Annotated in this window: 17 protein-coding genes; 3 read left to right on the top strand and 14 right to left on the bottom strand. The window is 70.4% G+C overall.

The features are described from left to right. Nucleotides 1–137: 137 nt before the first annotated feature. The 6 genes from Q0Q23_RS17945 to Q0Q23_RS17970 are packed head-to-tail and all read right to left on the bottom strand — an operon-like array spanning nucleotide 138 to nucleotide 4,709. The gene (locus tag Q0Q23_RS17945; protein WP_295127384.1) at nucleotides 138–488 is read right to left on the bottom strand and encodes a CHY zinc finger protein; all 351 of its coding nucleotides are present in this window, start codon (nucleotides 486–488) and stop codon (nucleotides 138–140) included. Then, the gene (locus Q0Q23_RS17950; protein ID WP_295127387.1) at nucleotides 485–1,096 is read right to left on the bottom strand and encodes an energy-coupling factor transporter transmembrane protein EcfT; all 612 of its coding nucleotides are present in this window, start codon (nucleotides 1,094–1,096) and stop codon (nucleotides 485–487) included. The genes Q0Q23_RS17945 and Q0Q23_RS17950 overlap by 4 nt, the downstream gene beginning before the upstream one ends. Next, nucleotides 1,090–1,791: an energy-coupling factor ABC transporter ATP-binding protein gene (locus tag Q0Q23_RS17955; RefSeq protein WP_295127390.1), complete on the bottom strand. Its 702-nt coding sequence runs from the start codon at nucleotides 1,789–1,791 to the stop codon at nucleotides 1,090–1,092. Before Q0Q23_RS17955 ends, Q0Q23_RS17950 begins: the two co-directional genes overlap by 7 nt. Further along, nucleotides 1,788–2,918: a thiolase family protein gene (locus Q0Q23_RS17960; protein ID WP_295127393.1), complete on the bottom strand. Its 1,131-nt coding sequence runs from the start codon at nucleotides 2,916–2,918 to the stop codon at nucleotides 1,788–1,790. Before Q0Q23_RS17960 ends, Q0Q23_RS17955 begins: the two co-directional genes overlap by 4 nt. Further along, nucleotides 2,908–4,050: an AMP-binding protein gene (locus Q0Q23_RS17965; RefSeq protein WP_295127398.1), complete on the bottom strand. Its 1,143-nt coding sequence runs from the start codon at nucleotides 4,048–4,050 to the stop codon at nucleotides 2,908–2,910. The genes Q0Q23_RS17960 and Q0Q23_RS17965 overlap by 11 nt, the downstream gene beginning before the upstream one ends. Continuing rightward, nucleotides 4,047–4,709, bottom strand: a complete 663-nt coding sequence (locus Q0Q23_RS17970) for a biotin transporter BioY (RefSeq protein WP_295127402.1) — start codon at nucleotides 4,707–4,709, stop codon at nucleotides 4,047–4,049. Before Q0Q23_RS17970 ends, Q0Q23_RS17965 begins: the two co-directional genes overlap by 4 nt. Nucleotides 4,710–4,780: 71 nt before the next feature. On the opposite strand from Q0Q23_RS17970, the gene Q0Q23_RS17975 reads away from it, so the two are divergent. After that, nucleotides 4,781–5,437 carry a TetR/AcrR family transcriptional regulator C-terminal domain-containing protein gene (locus Q0Q23_RS17975; protein WP_295127405.1) on the top strand — a complete coding sequence of 219 codons (657 nt, stop codon included), beginning with the start codon at nucleotides 4,781–4,783 and terminating at the stop codon, nucleotides 5,435–5,437. Here Q0Q23_RS17975 and Q0Q23_RS17980 read toward each other — a convergent pair. After that, nucleotides 5,418–5,759 carry a DUF3566 domain-containing protein gene (locus Q0Q23_RS17980; RefSeq protein WP_295127408.1) on the bottom strand — a complete coding sequence of 114 codons (342 nt, stop codon included), beginning with the start codon at nucleotides 5,757–5,759 and terminating at the stop codon, nucleotides 5,418–5,420. The genes Q0Q23_RS17975 and Q0Q23_RS17980 overlap by 20 nt on opposite strands. 267 nt (nucleotides 5,760–6,026) lie before the next feature. Continuing rightward, nucleotides 6,027–6,659: a ScbR family autoregulator-binding transcription factor gene (locus tag Q0Q23_RS17985; RefSeq protein WP_295127411.1), complete on the bottom strand. Its 633-nt coding sequence runs from the start codon at nucleotides 6,657–6,659 to the stop codon at nucleotides 6,027–6,029. Between the two features lie 181 nt (nucleotides 6,660–6,840). On the opposite strand from Q0Q23_RS17985, the gene poxB reads away from it, so the two are divergent. Continuing rightward, nucleotides 6,841–8,574 (top strand): ubiquinone-dependent pyruvate dehydrogenase, encoded by a 1,734-nt coding sequence (gene poxB, locus Q0Q23_RS17990; protein WP_295127414.1) that lies wholly within the window; start codon nucleotides 6,841–6,843, stop codon nucleotides 8,572–8,574. Between the two features lie 127 nt (nucleotides 8,575–8,701). Here the strand turns inward: poxB and Q0Q23_RS17995 are convergent, their stop codons facing one another. The 3 genes from Q0Q23_RS17995 to Q0Q23_RS18005 form a co-directional block, all read right to left on the bottom strand. Continuing rightward, nucleotides 8,702–10,486 carry an LCP family protein gene (locus Q0Q23_RS17995; protein ID WP_295127417.1) on the bottom strand — a complete coding sequence of 595 codons (1,785 nt, stop codon included), beginning with the start codon at nucleotides 10,484–10,486 and terminating at the stop codon, nucleotides 8,702–8,704. Between the two features lie 129 nt (nucleotides 10,487–10,615). Beyond that, nucleotides 10,616–11,116, bottom strand: a complete 501-nt coding sequence (locus Q0Q23_RS18000) for a MarR family winged helix-turn-helix transcriptional regulator (RefSeq protein ID WP_295127420.1) — start codon at nucleotides 11,114–11,116, stop codon at nucleotides 10,616–10,618. Between the two features lie 44 nt (nucleotides 11,117–11,160). Beyond that, nucleotides 11,161–11,718 carry a hypothetical protein gene (locus Q0Q23_RS18005; RefSeq protein WP_295127423.1) on the bottom strand — a complete coding sequence of 186 codons (558 nt, stop codon included), beginning with the start codon at nucleotides 11,716–11,718 and terminating at the stop codon, nucleotides 11,161–11,163. Nucleotides 11,719–11,819: 101 nt separating this feature from the next. Here Q0Q23_RS18005 and Q0Q23_RS18010 point away from each other — a divergent pair, with 101 nt between their 5' ends. Next, nucleotides 11,820–12,410, top strand: a complete 591-nt coding sequence (locus tag Q0Q23_RS18010) for an NADPH-dependent FMN reductase (protein WP_295127426.1) — start codon at nucleotides 11,820–11,822, stop codon at nucleotides 12,408–12,410. Between the two features lie 165 nt (nucleotides 12,411–12,575). Here Q0Q23_RS18010 and Q0Q23_RS18015 read toward each other — a convergent pair whose 3' ends face one another. From Q0Q23_RS18015 to Q0Q23_RS18025, 3 genes are all read right to left on the bottom strand, one after another. Next, nucleotides 12,576–13,019, bottom strand: coding sequence for a hypothetical protein (locus Q0Q23_RS18015; protein ID WP_295127429.1), 444 nt, complete (start codon nucleotides 13,017–13,019; stop codon nucleotides 12,576–12,578). A 608-nt stretch (nucleotides 13,020–13,627) separates the two neighbouring features. Beyond that, complete coding sequence (locus tag Q0Q23_RS18020; protein WP_295127432.1) at nucleotides 13,628–14,248, bottom strand: ATP-binding cassette domain-containing protein; 621 nt, start codon at nucleotides 14,246–14,248, stop codon at nucleotides 13,628–13,630. Further along, nucleotides 14,239–14,805: hypothetical protein (locus Q0Q23_RS18025; protein ID WP_295127435.1), on the bottom strand; the 567-nt coding region annotated here is incomplete at its 5' end. The genes Q0Q23_RS18020 and Q0Q23_RS18025, both read right to left, overlap by 10 nt.

Consider the following 14,805-nt stretch of genomic DNA (forward strand, 5'->3'; position numbering starts at 1 on the left):
TCCCCGTTGCTCCGCCGCCCGGCGCCACCCCCGGCCGCGGCCCGTCGACTCCACCCTCCCGCCCGCGTCGAGTTTCGTCACGAATCCCGACATTCGTGCCACGAATCCCGTGATTCGTCACGAATCGCGAGTGGAGGTCACACCTCGAAGTAGAGCTCGGTGTGCAGCTTGCAGCCGGGGTTGAACGGGGCGTGGCAGGCGGGGCAGGCGTCGGCGTCCAGGTAGTCCGCTATCGTCAGCGTCTCGCCGCACACCCCGCACAGCACGGCACGCTCGTCGCGCTGCGCGAGCGGCCACTGCCGCGCCGGATGGTCCGCGGTCTCGGCGTGGCAGAGGTGGCACGGGTAGAACTCGCCGCAGCAGGCGAAGCGGATGGCGATGACGTCGAGCGGCGTGCCGTAGTGCACGCAGCGGGTCTGATCGTCGATCGTCGGGCCGAGCACGGCCGGCCGAGCGGAAGCGCCGGTGCGCTCCTGGCCCGTGCTCATCGCACACCCCGTGCGGTGAGTGCGTCTCCGAGCTCGTCCGCGTGCTTGAACGCCAGCACCAGGAACGGCACGGCGAACGCGCGCAGCCCTGCCCGGGCGCCGCGCGCACGTTGCGCGTCGCGCACGTCGCGGGCGAGCCCGGCGAGCACCGGCACCGTGCTCAGCGTGACCGTGAGCAGCAGGGCCGTCCGCGCCGGGTCGACGCGCACGGCGGCGAGCGGGCGGAGTCCGCGTTCGAGGGCGTCGAGGAGGTCGGCGACGCGCGTCGTCAGCACCAGCAGGGCGGCCAGGACGATCGCCGAGGTCACCCGGGCCGTGTTGGCGACCGCCGGCTCGGGGCCGAGGAAGAGCAGCTGACCGGCCATCGTGATCACGATCACCCAGCGTACGGCGAGCACCTGGCGGCCGAGTTCGCGCATCCCGAGCAGACCGTCGCCGAGGCCCGCGGCGGCGTACGCCGGCAGCGGCACGATCGCCGCGACCGCGGCGCCCGCCCAGGTGGCGGGCAGCAGCGAGACCCCGAGCACCACGGCGATGACCAGCAGCAGCTTCGGGCCGGCGGGCATCCGGTGCAGAGGCCCGGAACCGGGACGGTACAGGGTCAGCACGGCAGGCTCCCGTCGGCGAGAAGGCGCTCGTACTCGGCGACGACCGATGCCGGCTCACCGATGGCCTCCACCGTCCCGCCGGCGAACAGCACGGCGACGTCGCAGCGCGCTGCGAGCGACAGATCGTGCGTGACGAGGACCAGCCGGTGCCCGGCGTCCTCGAGCAGGTGGTCGGCGACGCGACGTGCGTTCCTGGCGTCGAGGTAGGCGGTCGGCTCGTCGGCGACCACCAGCTCCGGGCGCCTCACGAACGCCCCGCACAGCGCGAGCAACTGCTTCTGACCGCCCGAGAGATCGTGGGAGGGCCTGTCCGCGAGCGCCGTGAGGCCGTAGCGGTCGAGGAACTCCGCGACGCGCGCCGCCGTGCCCTCGCGCCCGAGCCGCTCGGGACGGAGCGAGAAGGCGACGTCCTCCCGCACGGTCGGCATGATGATCTGCGCGTCGGGATTGCTGAACACCACGGCCGTCCGGCGCCGGAGCTCGCCGGCGTTCCGGGACGGGTCGAGCCCGAGGATGCGCAGCTCGCCCGAGGAGGCCGGCACCAGGCCGCCGAGCAGCCGCGCGAAGGTGGACTTGCCCGACCCGTTCTCGCCGATCACCGCGACCGTGCGCGCGTCGAGGTCGAGGTGCACGTCGCGGAGGGCGTCGACCTCGCCGAGGCGGACGCCGACCCCGGTGAGCCGCAGGGCGCTCATCGCACCACCTCGAACATCGCGGCGACACCGAGGCCGCCTCCGACCGACGCGGCGGCGACCCCCGACGTTCCGGCCGGGGCACCCCCGCGGACCAAGCGGCTGAACAGCCGCACGACCGCCACGGCGCCGCTCGCACCCCACGGGTGCCCGAGGGCGAGCGCGCCGCCGTCCGCGCACACGCGCGGGTCGTCGTCGGCCACTCCGAGGCGGTCCAGCACGGCGATGCTCTGCGGCGCGAAGGCCTCGACCAGCTCGATCGCCGCCACGTCGCCGATGGCGGCGCCCGCGGCCTCCAGTACCCGCAGGATCGCCTGCGCCGCGCCCAGGCCGGGCAGCGCGGGGTCGCCGCCCACGATCGCGCCGGCCCGCAGCGCGAGCCCGGGCGCCGCTCCCGACGGCGCGACGACGACGGCCGCCGCGCCGTCGCCGATCCGGGTGGAGGTGCCTGCGGTGAGGGCCCCGCCCGGGAACAGTGCAGGGAGCCGGGGGAGCACGCGCTCACCGGCGCCGACGGCGTCGTCGTGGTCGAGACCGGCGACGGGCACCAGTTCGGCGGCGAAGCGACCGGCGGCGGAGGCGTGGCGGGCGCGCGCGTGGCTGCGCGCTGCGTGGGCGTCCAGGCGCTCCCGCCGGAGGCCGTCGAGGGCGGCGAGATCTTCGGCCGCCCGCACCATGTCGGGGTCGGGGAAGCCGGCCGGCGCGAACGGCGCCCGGTCGTACGGCACGCCGTCGATCGAGCGGACGGGGGCGGTGGAGGCGCTCTCCGCGCCGCCGGCGAGCCGCGCCCTGCGGTCCCCCGCCCGAATGGCCGCTGCGGCGTCGAGGATGGCGGCGAGGCCGCTGCCGCACTGCCGGTCGACCGTCCCCCCGGGGATGGCGGGGTCGAGCCCGGCCGCGAGGGCGGCGAGTCGTGCGGGGTTGCCGCCGGGACCCATGCAGTTGCCCAGCAGCACGTCGGCGATGGGGACGGACTCGCCAGTCGCGAGCTCGGCGTCGTGGAGCGCTGCCCGCAGCACCGGTGCCGCCAGTTCGTGCACGCGGACGCCGGCGAGGGCGCGCCCGCGCGTCGCGATCGGCGTGCGGCGGGCGGCGATGACGACGGGCGGATCGGGGTTGTCACCGTTCAAGCGGGCGCACCTCCCCGTCGCGGACCTGGCGCACGGCTTCCGCCCGCGCCGGCTTGCCCGACACGGTGCGGGGAAGGGTGCCGAGATACCAGCGGCGCGGCCGGTGCGCGGGCGCCAGCCGTTCGGCGGCCGCCGCGCGCAGGGCGGCGAGCGAGAGCGTCGCACCCGAGGGTTCGATCAGCGCCGCGACCAGCGAGCCGATGCGTCCGGCGGGGAGGCCGAAGACCACCGCATCGTGAACCCCCGGCACGCTGCGCAACGCCGCCTCCACCTCGGCGGGGACGATCGTCGCGGAGGCGCTGAGGATGGCGCCGTCGGCGCGACCGAGCAGCCGGATCCGCCGGGCGCCTCCGGCCCCGGGCACCAGCTCTGCGCGGTCGCCGACCGTCGCCCATGCGCCGTCCCGCCGCAGCGGCCCGCCCGCTCCCGCGTAGCCGCGCGCGGCGTACGGCGACCGGACCCAGAGCTCGCCGTCGACCACGCGCACGTCCACGCCGGGGAACGGGGCCAGCCCGTCGCCGCGGTCCACGGCGACGAAGGACAGCTCGGCCGCGCCGTAGTACGCCGTGACCCGCACGCCGGCAGCCTCCGCCTGTTCGCGCAGGGACCGATCCAGGTGCGAGCCGCCGACCAGCGCGGTGCGGAGGCGGGGCGCCGCTCCCGACTCGAGGACGTGGCGGAGCCCTTCCGGCGTCCCGTGGAAGCTCGTGGCCGCGGCCGTCTCGCCGAGGAGCGGCCGGGGGCCTCCGCCGAGTGCGTGCGCGAGCGAGAAGAGCGTCAGCGACGAGGAGGCCGGGGCCGGGAGCGCCACCGCGTCACCGGGGCCGTCCGTCCCCGGCGACTCCGTCCCCGGCGACTTCGCCGCCAGCAGGTCCGCCACCGCGGCGAACGACTGCTCCCACGACTCCGGCGTGCGCAGCACGACGCGCGGTTCCCCGCTGCTGCCGGAGGTGAGCGTCACCCAGCCGATGCCGCCCAGGTCCGCGCGCGTCGTCGTCGCTACCGCCGCTCGCAGCTGCGCGGGCGGACGCCGGGCATCGAGGACGAGCGGCACGTCGCCGGCACCGCGCACCGACGCCAGGCGCGCGAGCAGCGCCGGGTCGTCGTCGTGGAGGGGCACGACCGCGGTCACGCGACCGGCGCGCCGTCCCGGTCGGGGGCCGGCGCTGCCGCGGCGCCGCGTGCGCTCGCCCAGGTGCGCCGGAACGCCCGCGGGTAGGCCCGCACCAGCGTGGTCACCACGGCGGTCGCGATGACCGCCTTCACCAGGTCGCCCGGAACGAACACGAGGCTGGTGAGCGCGGTCTCGGCGAGCGGCAGCCGGGTGATCAGGCTCTGCACCGGGATGCCGATGGCGTAGACGACGAGGATCCCGCCGACCACCACGCCCAGCAGGGTGCGCCAGACGACCGGCTTGCGGCCTCCCGCGTGCACGATCAGCCCGATCACGAACGCGCCGACGATCCAGCCGAACAGGTAGCCCGCCGACGGGCCGACGAAGACGCCGACACCGCCGCGGCCTCCCGCCAGCAGGGGGAGGCCCACCGCAACAAGGGCGAGCAGGACGGTCATCGACAGCGCCCCGAGCCACGGGCCGAGCAGGGCGCCGGCGAGCATCACGCCGAGCGTCTGAGCGGTGATCGGAACGGCGCCGAACACGCTGAAGCTGCCGGGGAGGCCGAGCACGGCGACGATCGCGGCGGCGACGGCGACCCGTGCCAGGTCGGTCGCGTCGAGCCGGCGCGTGCGGGCCGTGCGGGCCGCGCGGGCCGTGGGGTGGGAGTCGGTCATGGGTAGTCCTTCGGGAGCGCGGTCTGCACCTGAACGGTGTTCACCTGAACAGCGTTCACTATAGTGGAGACGTGACGGGGAACGAAAGCGGACGCAGGCACACCCGCGACGACGTGGCGGAGACCGCCCTGCGCATCCTGGACGACTACGGGCTTCCCGATCTCACGATGCGGCGCCTCGCCGCCGCCCTCGACGTGCAGCCGAGCGCGCTGTACTGGCACTTCCCGAACAAGCAGACGCTGCTCGCCGAACTCGCCGACCGCATCGTCGCGCGCGGGGCCGCCCCCTCGTCGGCGGCCGCCGGTCTCGGCTGGCCCGACCGTCTCCGCGCGGAGGCGGCCGCCCTCCGCGACGCGCTGCTCGCCTACCGCGACGGAGCGGAGGTCGTCGCCAGCACCTACGCCCTCGGCCTCGGCGACGCGGCGGCGCAGCGGCGGCTCGCCGAGGCGGCCGCGGCCGGCGGATTCGACGCGGAGACCTCCGACCGCGCGGCCACCGCGCTGCTGCACTTCGTGCTCGGCCACGTGTCGCACGAGCAGCAGCGGATGCAGTTCGACAGCATCGGCGTTCTCGCCACGGGGCAGGCCGCGGATCCGCTGGATCGGTCCGACTCGGCGGCGGCCTTCGCCTTCGGCGCAGACCTGCTGGTCGGCGGTCTCGAACGCCTGGCGCCCGGACGCACTCCCGCGGGCGGCACCGGCGGCGAGGTCAGTCGCTCCCGAACGTGACCTTCCAGCCGCCCACCACGTTGGTCGCGAGGTTGAACAGGGCGGCGAAGATGGCGCCGAGGGCGGAGACCACGATGACCTCCAGCAGCGCCACGACGAGCGTGAAGGTCATGACGTTGGCGAACGTCAGCCCGGAGACGAGCGAGGCGCCCTGCGCTCCCGCGACGCTTTCGAGGAAGGTGGTCAGCATGGACACCAGGCCGACCTTGTCGAGCACCGACCAGAGCAACAGGGTGAGCGCGACGATGATCACGGCGATCACCAGGCTGATCAGGAACGACATCTTGAGCGCGGACCAGAAGTCGATGTAGACCAGGCGCATCGACGCCCGCTTCTTCTGTTTCGTCCGTGCCGACAACGACGACCTCCCCGTGGTGCGCGATTCGCTGGCCGCTCGCGCGGCTCCCCCAGGAGCGATTCTAACCGACGACGGCGGTGCGCCCGGGTGCGTGCGGGCCGGGGCGCCGGCGCCGGGAAACAAACCGATCGACCGGTTATGCATGTAATATAGCCGTGCGGGGGGTGGACGCCCGACCGACGTACATGCTTCGGCACCTGGGGGGATGTCGGTCGGGCGATTCCCCGGTGCTCACTGCACGATGAGGTCCGGCAGCTCGCGCAACGCGTCGAGGCGGCCGTCCGCCACGATTCCCGGCAGCAGCACGACCCACATCTCCCGCAGCCGCTGGAGCAGATCTGCGTGCGCCGTCAGCGTGGCCGAGACCAACTGCACCCCGGTGAACGCGGGCGAGACGAAGTGCGCGAACATCGCGGGATCCACCCGCGCCGACACGTCGCCCTCCTGGATGGCGCGTCGGGTGAGCTCCTCGATCGCGGCGAACCACTCCTCGTAGGGCTCGACGACCGGCTGATCCGCCGACGCGACGTCGGTGGTCAGGCGGATGCCCGCCTGGACCACCGGGTCCTCGAGCAGCTGGTGCCCGAGGCTGCGGCTCAGCAGGATCAACGACTCGAGCGCGGGCCGCGCCTCGGCCAAGATCGCGGCCGAGGCCGCCATGGTGCGGCGATGCTGCTCGGCGATCACCGCGAACGCGAGCTCGTCCTTGGAGGCGAAGTGGAAGTAGAGCGCCCCCTTCGTGAGTCCGGCGGCGGCCGCGATGTCGGCGATGGAGGCCAGGCCGTATCCGCGGGCGCCGAAGACCTCGGCGGCGCCGCGGATGATGGCGTCGCGCGTGACGAGGGCGCGCGGTTGGGTGACCATGACGGGATCACATTAATGCCACCGCCTCGGTACGTGATGTGCGGTTTTTCGCGCACGCGGATCCTGACGGACGCACCACGGCCGGGGTAGCGTGATCGTATCGCCGCCGCATCGACCGTCGGCACCGTGCCGCCCGCGACACCGTGCTCGACGATCATCGTGCCGAAGAGAGGGACGCCAGATGACAACCGTCGCCGACACCATGGTCCAGATCATCCGGGAGGCGGGAGTCCGGCGCGTCTACGGTCTGCCGGGGGACTCGCTCAACGGCTTCACCGACGCTCTGCGCCGGTCCGACGGCATCACCTGGGAGCACGTCCGGCACGAGGAGGCCGCCGCTTTCGCCGCCGCCGCCGAGGCGGCGTTGACGGGAGAGCTGGCCGTCTGCGCCGGCAGCTGCGGACCGGGCAACCTCCACCTCATCAACGGCCTCTTCGACGCCAACCGCAGCCGTGTGCCCGTGCTCGCGATCGCGGCGCAGATCCCCGGTCCGGAGATCGGCAGCACCTACTTCCAGGAGACGCACCCGCAGGACCTGTTCCGCGAGGCGGCCGTCTACACCGAGCTGGTCAGCCTCCCCGAGCAGCTGCCGCGCGTCCTCGAGATCGCCATGCGCACGGCGATCGAGCGGCGCGGCGTCGCCGTCGTCGTCATCCCCGGGGAGATCTTCCTCAAGGACAGCGCCGGCCGGCGCCCCTCGGCGCCCGTCGTCTACAGCCCGCGCGTGACGCGCCCGGCCGACGCCGAGCTCGCCGCCGCGGCCGAGATCCTGAACGCAGCCAAGCGGGTGACCATCCTGGCCGGCGCCGGCGTCGAGGGTGCTCACCCGCAGCTGATCGACATCGCGGGCGCTCTGCGGGCCCCCGTCGTCCACGCGATGCGCGGCAAGGAGTTCGTCGAGTACGACAATCCGTACGACGTCGGGATGACCGGTCTGCTCGGGTTCTCGTCCGGCTACCGCGCGATGGAGGCCTGCGACGCCTTGCTGATGCTCGGCACCGACTTCCCGTACCAGCAGTTCTACCCGTCGAAGGCGAAGATCATCCAGGTCGACAGCCGCGGCGAGAACCTCGGCAGGCGCACGCCCATCGATCTCGGTCTGGTGGGCAGCGTGAAAGACACGGTCGAGGCCCTGCTGCCGCTGTTGACGGACCGCAACGACACCAAGCACCTGGAGTCCTCCCGCTCGCACTACCTGAAGGCGCGCAAGAGCCTCGACGACCTGGCGGTCAACGACCGCAATCGCACGCCGATCCACCCGCAGTACGTCGCTCGCCTGATCAGCGAGCTCTCCAGCGAGGACGCCGTCTTCATCCCGGACGTCGGCTCGCCCGTGGTGTGGGCCGCACGCTACCTGCGGATGAACGGCTCACGGCGGCTCATCGGCTCGTTCAACCACGGCAGCATGGCCAACGCGCTCCCGCAGGCGATCGGCGCGCAGGCGGCGTTCCCGGGCCGGCAGGTGGTCGCCCTGGCGGGCGACGGCGGCCTGGCGATGCTGATGGGAGAGCTGCTCACGCTCGTGCAGAACAAGCTGCCCGTGAAGATCGTGGTCTTCAACAACTCGTCCCTCAACTTCGTGGAGGTCGAGATGAAGGCCGCCGGGTTCGTGAACTTCGGCACGGGACTCGAGAACCCCGACTTCGCGCGGGTCGCCCAGGCGATCGGCATCCACGGCCAGCGGGTCGAGAAACCCGATGAGCTCGAGAGCGCGCTGCGCACGGCGTTCGCGCACGACGGCCCGGCATTGGTCGACGTGGTGACCGCCCGGCAGGAGCTCAGCATCCCGCCGGCGATCACCGCAGAGCAGGTGAAGGGCTTCACTCTCTACGCGTTGCGCACGATCATGTCGGGCCGCGGCGACGAGCTTATCGACCTCGCCGACACCAACGTCTTCCGCCGCCTCTTCGACTGACCCACCGTCGACCGACCCCCCCCCGTCGACCGACCCCCCCGTCGACCGACCCCACCGCTCGAGTACGCCCGAATTCAGCCGGAAACGGCCGAGTACACGGAGAGTCGGCGTACTCGACGGGCCCGCGTCAGTTGATGCAGACCTTGGAGTCGTAGTTGGTGCCGACACCCGTCGGCGTGGGCGACGGGGCGGGGGCCGTGGAGGCGCCGCCTCCGCTGCCGCCGGAGCCCCCCGAAGCGGGCGCGGCCGGCATCAGCCCGTCGTCGCCGAGGACCACCGTGACGCCCGTGACGCTGCTGGTCTCCTGCACGGCCGCGCCGGGGAGGAGGGCAGCGACCGCCTTCGCCTGCGACTCCTGACCCTTCGGGTACCGGATCGTGGTCGTGGCAGTGGTGTCGGCGTCGCCCGGCGTACCGGTCTTGAACCCGGCGGCGGCGAACGTCTGCGTGGCCGTCCCGGCTGCGCCGTTCTGGCTGCCGCCGTTCAGCACGGTGACCGTGGTGTCGCCCGGCTTGGCCGCGGTCGCGCTGTCGTACGCCGACGGCGTGCCTTCCAGGCTCTGCACGAAGGCGGGCATCGCGGCGGTGTCCACCTGGACGATCGACAGGTCCTCGCCGTCCACCGTGATCGTCGGAGTGCCCGAGATCGGGATCGTCGCCGACTTGATCTTGCCGCCGGTGAGCCCTTGCAGCTGTCCGGCGAGCTGCAGGAAATTGAGTCCGGGGTCGGTCTCCAGCGAGCCGCTCACGGCATCCAGCGTCGCGGTCAGCTTGCCCGGGTTGAGCAGCGTGCCCGCCGACAGGAATTTGTGCGCCTCGACCGAGAGGAAGTACTGCTGGCGCACCACCCGGTCGAGGTCGCCGCGCGGCAGTCCGTGACGCTGGCGCACGAACGACAGCGCCTGCTTCGCGTCCAGCGTCGAGACGCCTGCGGGGAAATTCGCCCCGGAGTACGGGTCGTCCACCGCGTTGTTGAGGCAGACCTGCACCGGGCCGAGCGCCTGCGCGATCGTGTAGAAGCCGAGCAGCGAGACGCGCACGTAGTGGTCGATGGTCAGTCCGGTGAGGTCGTGCACGGTCTGGATGAGCAGCTTGGCGCCGCTGGTCGGATCGGTCGCACCGCCGCCGAGCGAGAACGCCGCGTTCAGCTTGTTCATGCCGTGCCCCGGCACGTTCACCCACGAGTCGCGGGGGAGCGAGACGAGGGTCGCCGACTTCCCGTTCGCCGGGATGTGCAGGATCATCATCGTGTCCGTGTTGGTGCCGCCGCCGTCCTGGGTGGTGCTGAGCTGGTTCAGCTGCGCCTGGGTGGCGTTGTCGGGGCGGTGGTCGTCGCCGACGAGCAGGATGTTCTGGGTCTGCCCGTTGCCCGGTGACGCGATCACGTCGACGTGGCTCACGCCGCCGACGAAACGGAAGTAGCTGTACGCGGCATACCCGCCCACGACCACGAGGAGGACGGCGAGTGCGCCGGCCGTCCACGCGATGATGCGCTTGGCGCGGCGGTGTTTGCGCGGTCCGGTGCCGCCACGGCCGCCACGGCCGCCGCCTCCGCCACGGCCGCCGCTGCCACGGCCGCCGCTGCCACGGCCTCCGCCGCCTGCGCCGCCCTCGTCGCCGAAGCCACCGTCGGTGCGAGCCGCAGCGGGCGAACCGGAGAGTCCGAACAGGTCGAACGCGGGGTCGTGCTGGGGTGCATTCGCTCCGGCCCCCCGAGCCGCGCCCGATGCTCCAGCGCCCGTGGCGCCTGCGCCGGCTCCCCGTCCCGACGGCACGCCGGAAGCGGGCCGCGTCGCCCGCACCGGCCGGCGCGGGTCGGCTGCGGGAACGCGTCCGTAGACCTCCGTCGGCGGCTCGCGGTCGTCGCGGCCGGCGGCGGAGTCGTCTCCAGGGGGGAAGTTCGGGCGTCGCACACCAGAACGCTAGAGTGCGCCGGCTGCGAAGGGCCTGGTTTCCGGCGGTGTTGCCGGGAATGGGCAGGGGATCCGGGAGCAGTTCTCAGCGCGCTCACGGCTACGACCGGTGCGGAGCTGCGAGAAGCCTCACGGAGCGGCGTCGCCGACGCCCGCTTCGCCGGCCATCGCCTCGGTCATCCGGCGGGAGATCGCCAGCAACTCGTCCTGCTGTTCGTCGCTGAGGGCGTCGAACAGGATGCGGCGGATCGTCGCGGTGTGCTTGGGGAGCGCGCGGACCAGCACACGACGACCGTCCCCGCTCAGCCGGATCCAGGTCGCTCTGCGGTCTTCGGCGCAGTCCTCCCGCTCCACCAGGCCGCGGGCCGCCATGCGCGTGACCTGGTGCGAGACCCTGCTCTTCTCCCAGCCGGTGCGAGCGACCAGGTCGCGCACCCGCAGGCGCCGCCCAGGCGAGCGGACGAGCGTCATCAGCACTTCGAGCTCGGAGATCGAGATGCCGTCGTCGTGTTGCAGCTGAGCGTCGAGAGCACGGTCGAAACCGCGTCTCATCAGGTAGAACTCGTGGAAGAGCTCCTCTTCGGCCGCGGTGAGTTTGCGCGGGTCCGGTCGCGTGCGCAGGGTCGGCATACGCCATCCTTGCACGGGCTCCGCGGGCGCGCACCGCCCGGCGATCAGTGGGCGAGCTGCTCCAGGAAGACGACGATCACTCCCAGCAGCACGATGCCGCCGAGGACGATCAGCTGCTTCCACCCGGCCAGACCGGTGCGGGAGACCGCGATCCTGGCGATCACGGCGAGGGAGGCGATGAGCGCCGAGATCGCCACGATCACGGCCGTGCGCGCCTGCATCACACCGATGTAGGCCAGCCCGAGCACGATCACGGGCACGGCGAGCACCGTGAGTGCCCGGGAGGCCACCGCGAGCATGTGCCGGAACTCGCGCGCCGACGGGAGCGTGTCATGCACGATCATGTGCGACACCAGGTCGGAGGCGAGCCCGGCGAGCAGCACGCCGACGACCGAGATGATGAGCGTCCAGAGCACGGTCGGGGAGTCGAGATGCTCGCCGTGCGCGTTCAGCGCCATCAGGATCGCGAGGGCCGTGAAGGTCACGTAGATGCGCTCGCGCAGCCGGTCACCGGCCTCCTGCCGTTCCTGCGGGCCGGCGTCGGCGGGGAGGTGGGCGTCATCGGGCTCGCGCCGGCGGCGGCGGTCGTGCGAGTGCGGCATGCCGCGAGCCTAGCGGCCACCGGATGTTCGCAACCGCGGGAATAGGGCCGCCTCACGACGGGTTCGCGTTGGGTGACACGTCATCAATCTGAAAGGCTGACATGACCAGGATCGCCATCATCATCGGCAGCACGCGCCCGGGCCGCAACGGGGAGTCCGTCGCCCGCTGGGTGCTCGAGCACGCCGAGAAGCGCGAGGGCGTCGAGTACGAGCTCGTCGACCTCGCCGAATGGAACCTTCCGCACCTCGACGAGCCGATGCCCGCCGCGATGGGGCAGTACGCCAACGACCACACCAAGGCGTGGGCGGCGAAGATCGCCGAGTTCGACGGATACCTGTTCGTCACTCCCGAGTACAACCACAGCACCTCGGGTGCCCTCAAGAACGCGATCGACTTCGTCGGTTCCGAGTGGTACAACAAGGCGGCCGGCTTCGTCAGCTACGGCGTCTTCGGCGGCGCCCGCGCGGTCGAGCACCTGCGCCTGGTGCTCTCGCAGCTGCAGGTCGCGACGGTCAGCGCGTTCGTCGGGCTGAGCCTCCAGCACGACTTCGAGAACTGGTCGCTCAAGCCGACCGCAGCGCAGGAGGCGGGGCTCACCCCGCTCTTCGACCAGCTCGAGTCGTGGTCGGCCGCGCTCGCGACCGTGCGCGAGTCCTCCGCGGCTGCGGACGACGAGGAGGCCGCCGCGTAACGCGCGCTGCCATCCACCGAGGGGCGCGTCGTTGTCCCCTTCGCGCACCGAAGGGGACGACGACGTGCCCCTCGCGCGCTCCGGGTCAGGTCTGGCAGACGGGGCAGAAGGCGGCATGATCAACACAACACCGTGTCCGGAAGACCGGGCCAGGCTCCCACCGTGTCAGCGCGTTTTGAAGTAGTTGAACAGGTGATGCTCCCTGATGGTGGCAACGCCAAGCCAAGCGCCAGCGAAGGCGCCAATCCACAATGGGAATGCAGCGGAAAGGCTGGGCACAAGTGTGGTGCCTTCGCCGAGGGTTTCTGAAATCAATATCGTTATCGGAACGACGAGGGTTGCCGAAACAGCGGTCCATGCCAACGTCTCGAGGGTCGTGATTGCCAGTAGTGCCCCCTGAGGTACGCCCGCGTGAAGCGCGGATGCGAGCGGAAGCCGCCTGGTGCGCACACTGATCAGTCCCAGCGCTACTCCTCCGATCGCTGCGCAGGCGCCTGCAAAGCGCGTGATTCTCTGCTGAAACTGCGCGTTGCCGTCGAATGATTCTCCGTGGACCGGATTCAATTGGGAAATTGTGGGTTGTCTGGATATATCGCTCGACACGTACATCGTCGAAAGTAGAGCTGTTGTCATGTCTTTTGCGGGCCACGTATCTATCCAGCACTCATCGAAGGGTTCTGTTGAGTTTGTGATGGCGATGGCTGCATACGAGTATCCCGGCCTTCTTCCGTCGTCGGGGTAGGCGTAGGTGCCGGCAACTCGTACGTTCGTCGAAGGAGTGGCAATGAGTCCTTGGCTATCCAACCCGAGCGCTACGGAGGCCTCGGGGCCCAGAAGTACACCGGCCCCGATTGGGTTTGCCCCCACTACATCTACGAATCCTGGTGAAGCGTCGCTTACAGGTATGGGTGCGCGCGGTAAGACGTTTGGTTTGACCTTGACTGTCGTTGTCCGCAAGGCTCCCGATGCCCGCACGCCCGGGATTTCAGAAAGGCGATCGCAACGTGTGCCGTCCACACGCCCTTCTGCCGTCAGGATCGAAACAGAGGCCCCGCTTCGGCGGTATTCCCGACCACGCTCCAATAGTTGATGTATTGAGAAAATATCAGAAGCAACGACGAGAGCGACTACAACGACTGCCGACAGGGCCAAGCCACGCGTGCGTGCTGTTCCCGTTGAGATATTCCGCCACGCCTCACGGAGTATCGCGTCGACTCTCACTCTTTAGCCTCGTCAGCGTGATTACCGTTCAACCGCAGGTGGGCAGTACAAGCGTCGCGGGTGTCGAGGTCGTGAGTCGCTACAACTGCTATCGTCTCGGTGGCAGCGATGGCGCGAATTGATGCGTTGACGGTCGCTGCTGTTTCTCGGTCTAGTTGAGCTGTCGGTTCGTCGATGAGAAACAGATCGGGACTGGAAGCGAGGCCCCGGGCAAGCATCAGTCGTTGTGCCTCGCCACCGGACAGCTCGTGGAACGGTCTGCGTGCGAGTGGAAGTAGTCCGAAGTTGTCGAGCATGCAGTCAGCGTTGATGTCCGCCTCCTGAGGAGACTGCCCCTTCGCGAGGTAGGGAAGTGCCACATGGTCGCGTGCCGACCGATGAGGGGTGCCATATGGATTCTGGAATACCCAGCTCACGCGTAGCTGCTCGGGGAAGGTGATCGTGCCTTCTGCCGGCGTGAGCCATTGAGCAAGCAAGGCGAGAAGCGTGCTTTTTCCGGTTCCGGACGGGCCGGTCAGTGAATAGACGTGTCCTGATGTCAGTTCTTCGTTGAGATTCCGAAAGAGCCACGGACCTCTCTCGAATTTGTGGCCGACGTTGGAGAGAACTACGTGCATGATGGAGAACGATTCGCTGGCGTGTCCACATGCTTCGGTGTTTGTCCTTCAGCGAAATTGATCAGCATCACACCGAGTTGAGAGCCGAGAATGTGGACGTGATACCCAACCCCTTTGGATGAGACACAGCCGTCTGTTCCTTGCACGTCATAAACAGCGCTCGGTGGGACTACGGAAACAGTGATTGGGTCCGCGAGAAGGATCTGAGCGTCGATAAGTCTTGTATTCGAATCGGACGAATTCGGCGCGGTGCCCACACCCAACAGGCTGACATCTTGGACATGAATGTCACCACCCGAATCGACCTTGAACTGAGCGTCCCCAATTTTCACGATCCGATCGCCGGGGAGAAGATCCGTTGGCTGTTCGACTATCGAGACGTTAGGGGACAGGTTGGTGAAGGATGCAAGTGCGGCTCCCTGTTGCACATCAGCTCCAATAGAAGTGGCACAAGCTGCCACCGTGACTGTCGCTGCTGGAATCCAGACAATAGATGCGGCAGAAAGGGACTGGTGCAGCGGTAGGTGACAACTGACTTGTGGTGCCACGTGCATCGC

It is taken from the genome of uncultured Leifsonia sp. (assembly GCF_945957465.1).
GTDB lineage: Bacteria > Actinomycetota > Actinomycetes > Actinomycetales > Microbacteriaceae > Leifsonia.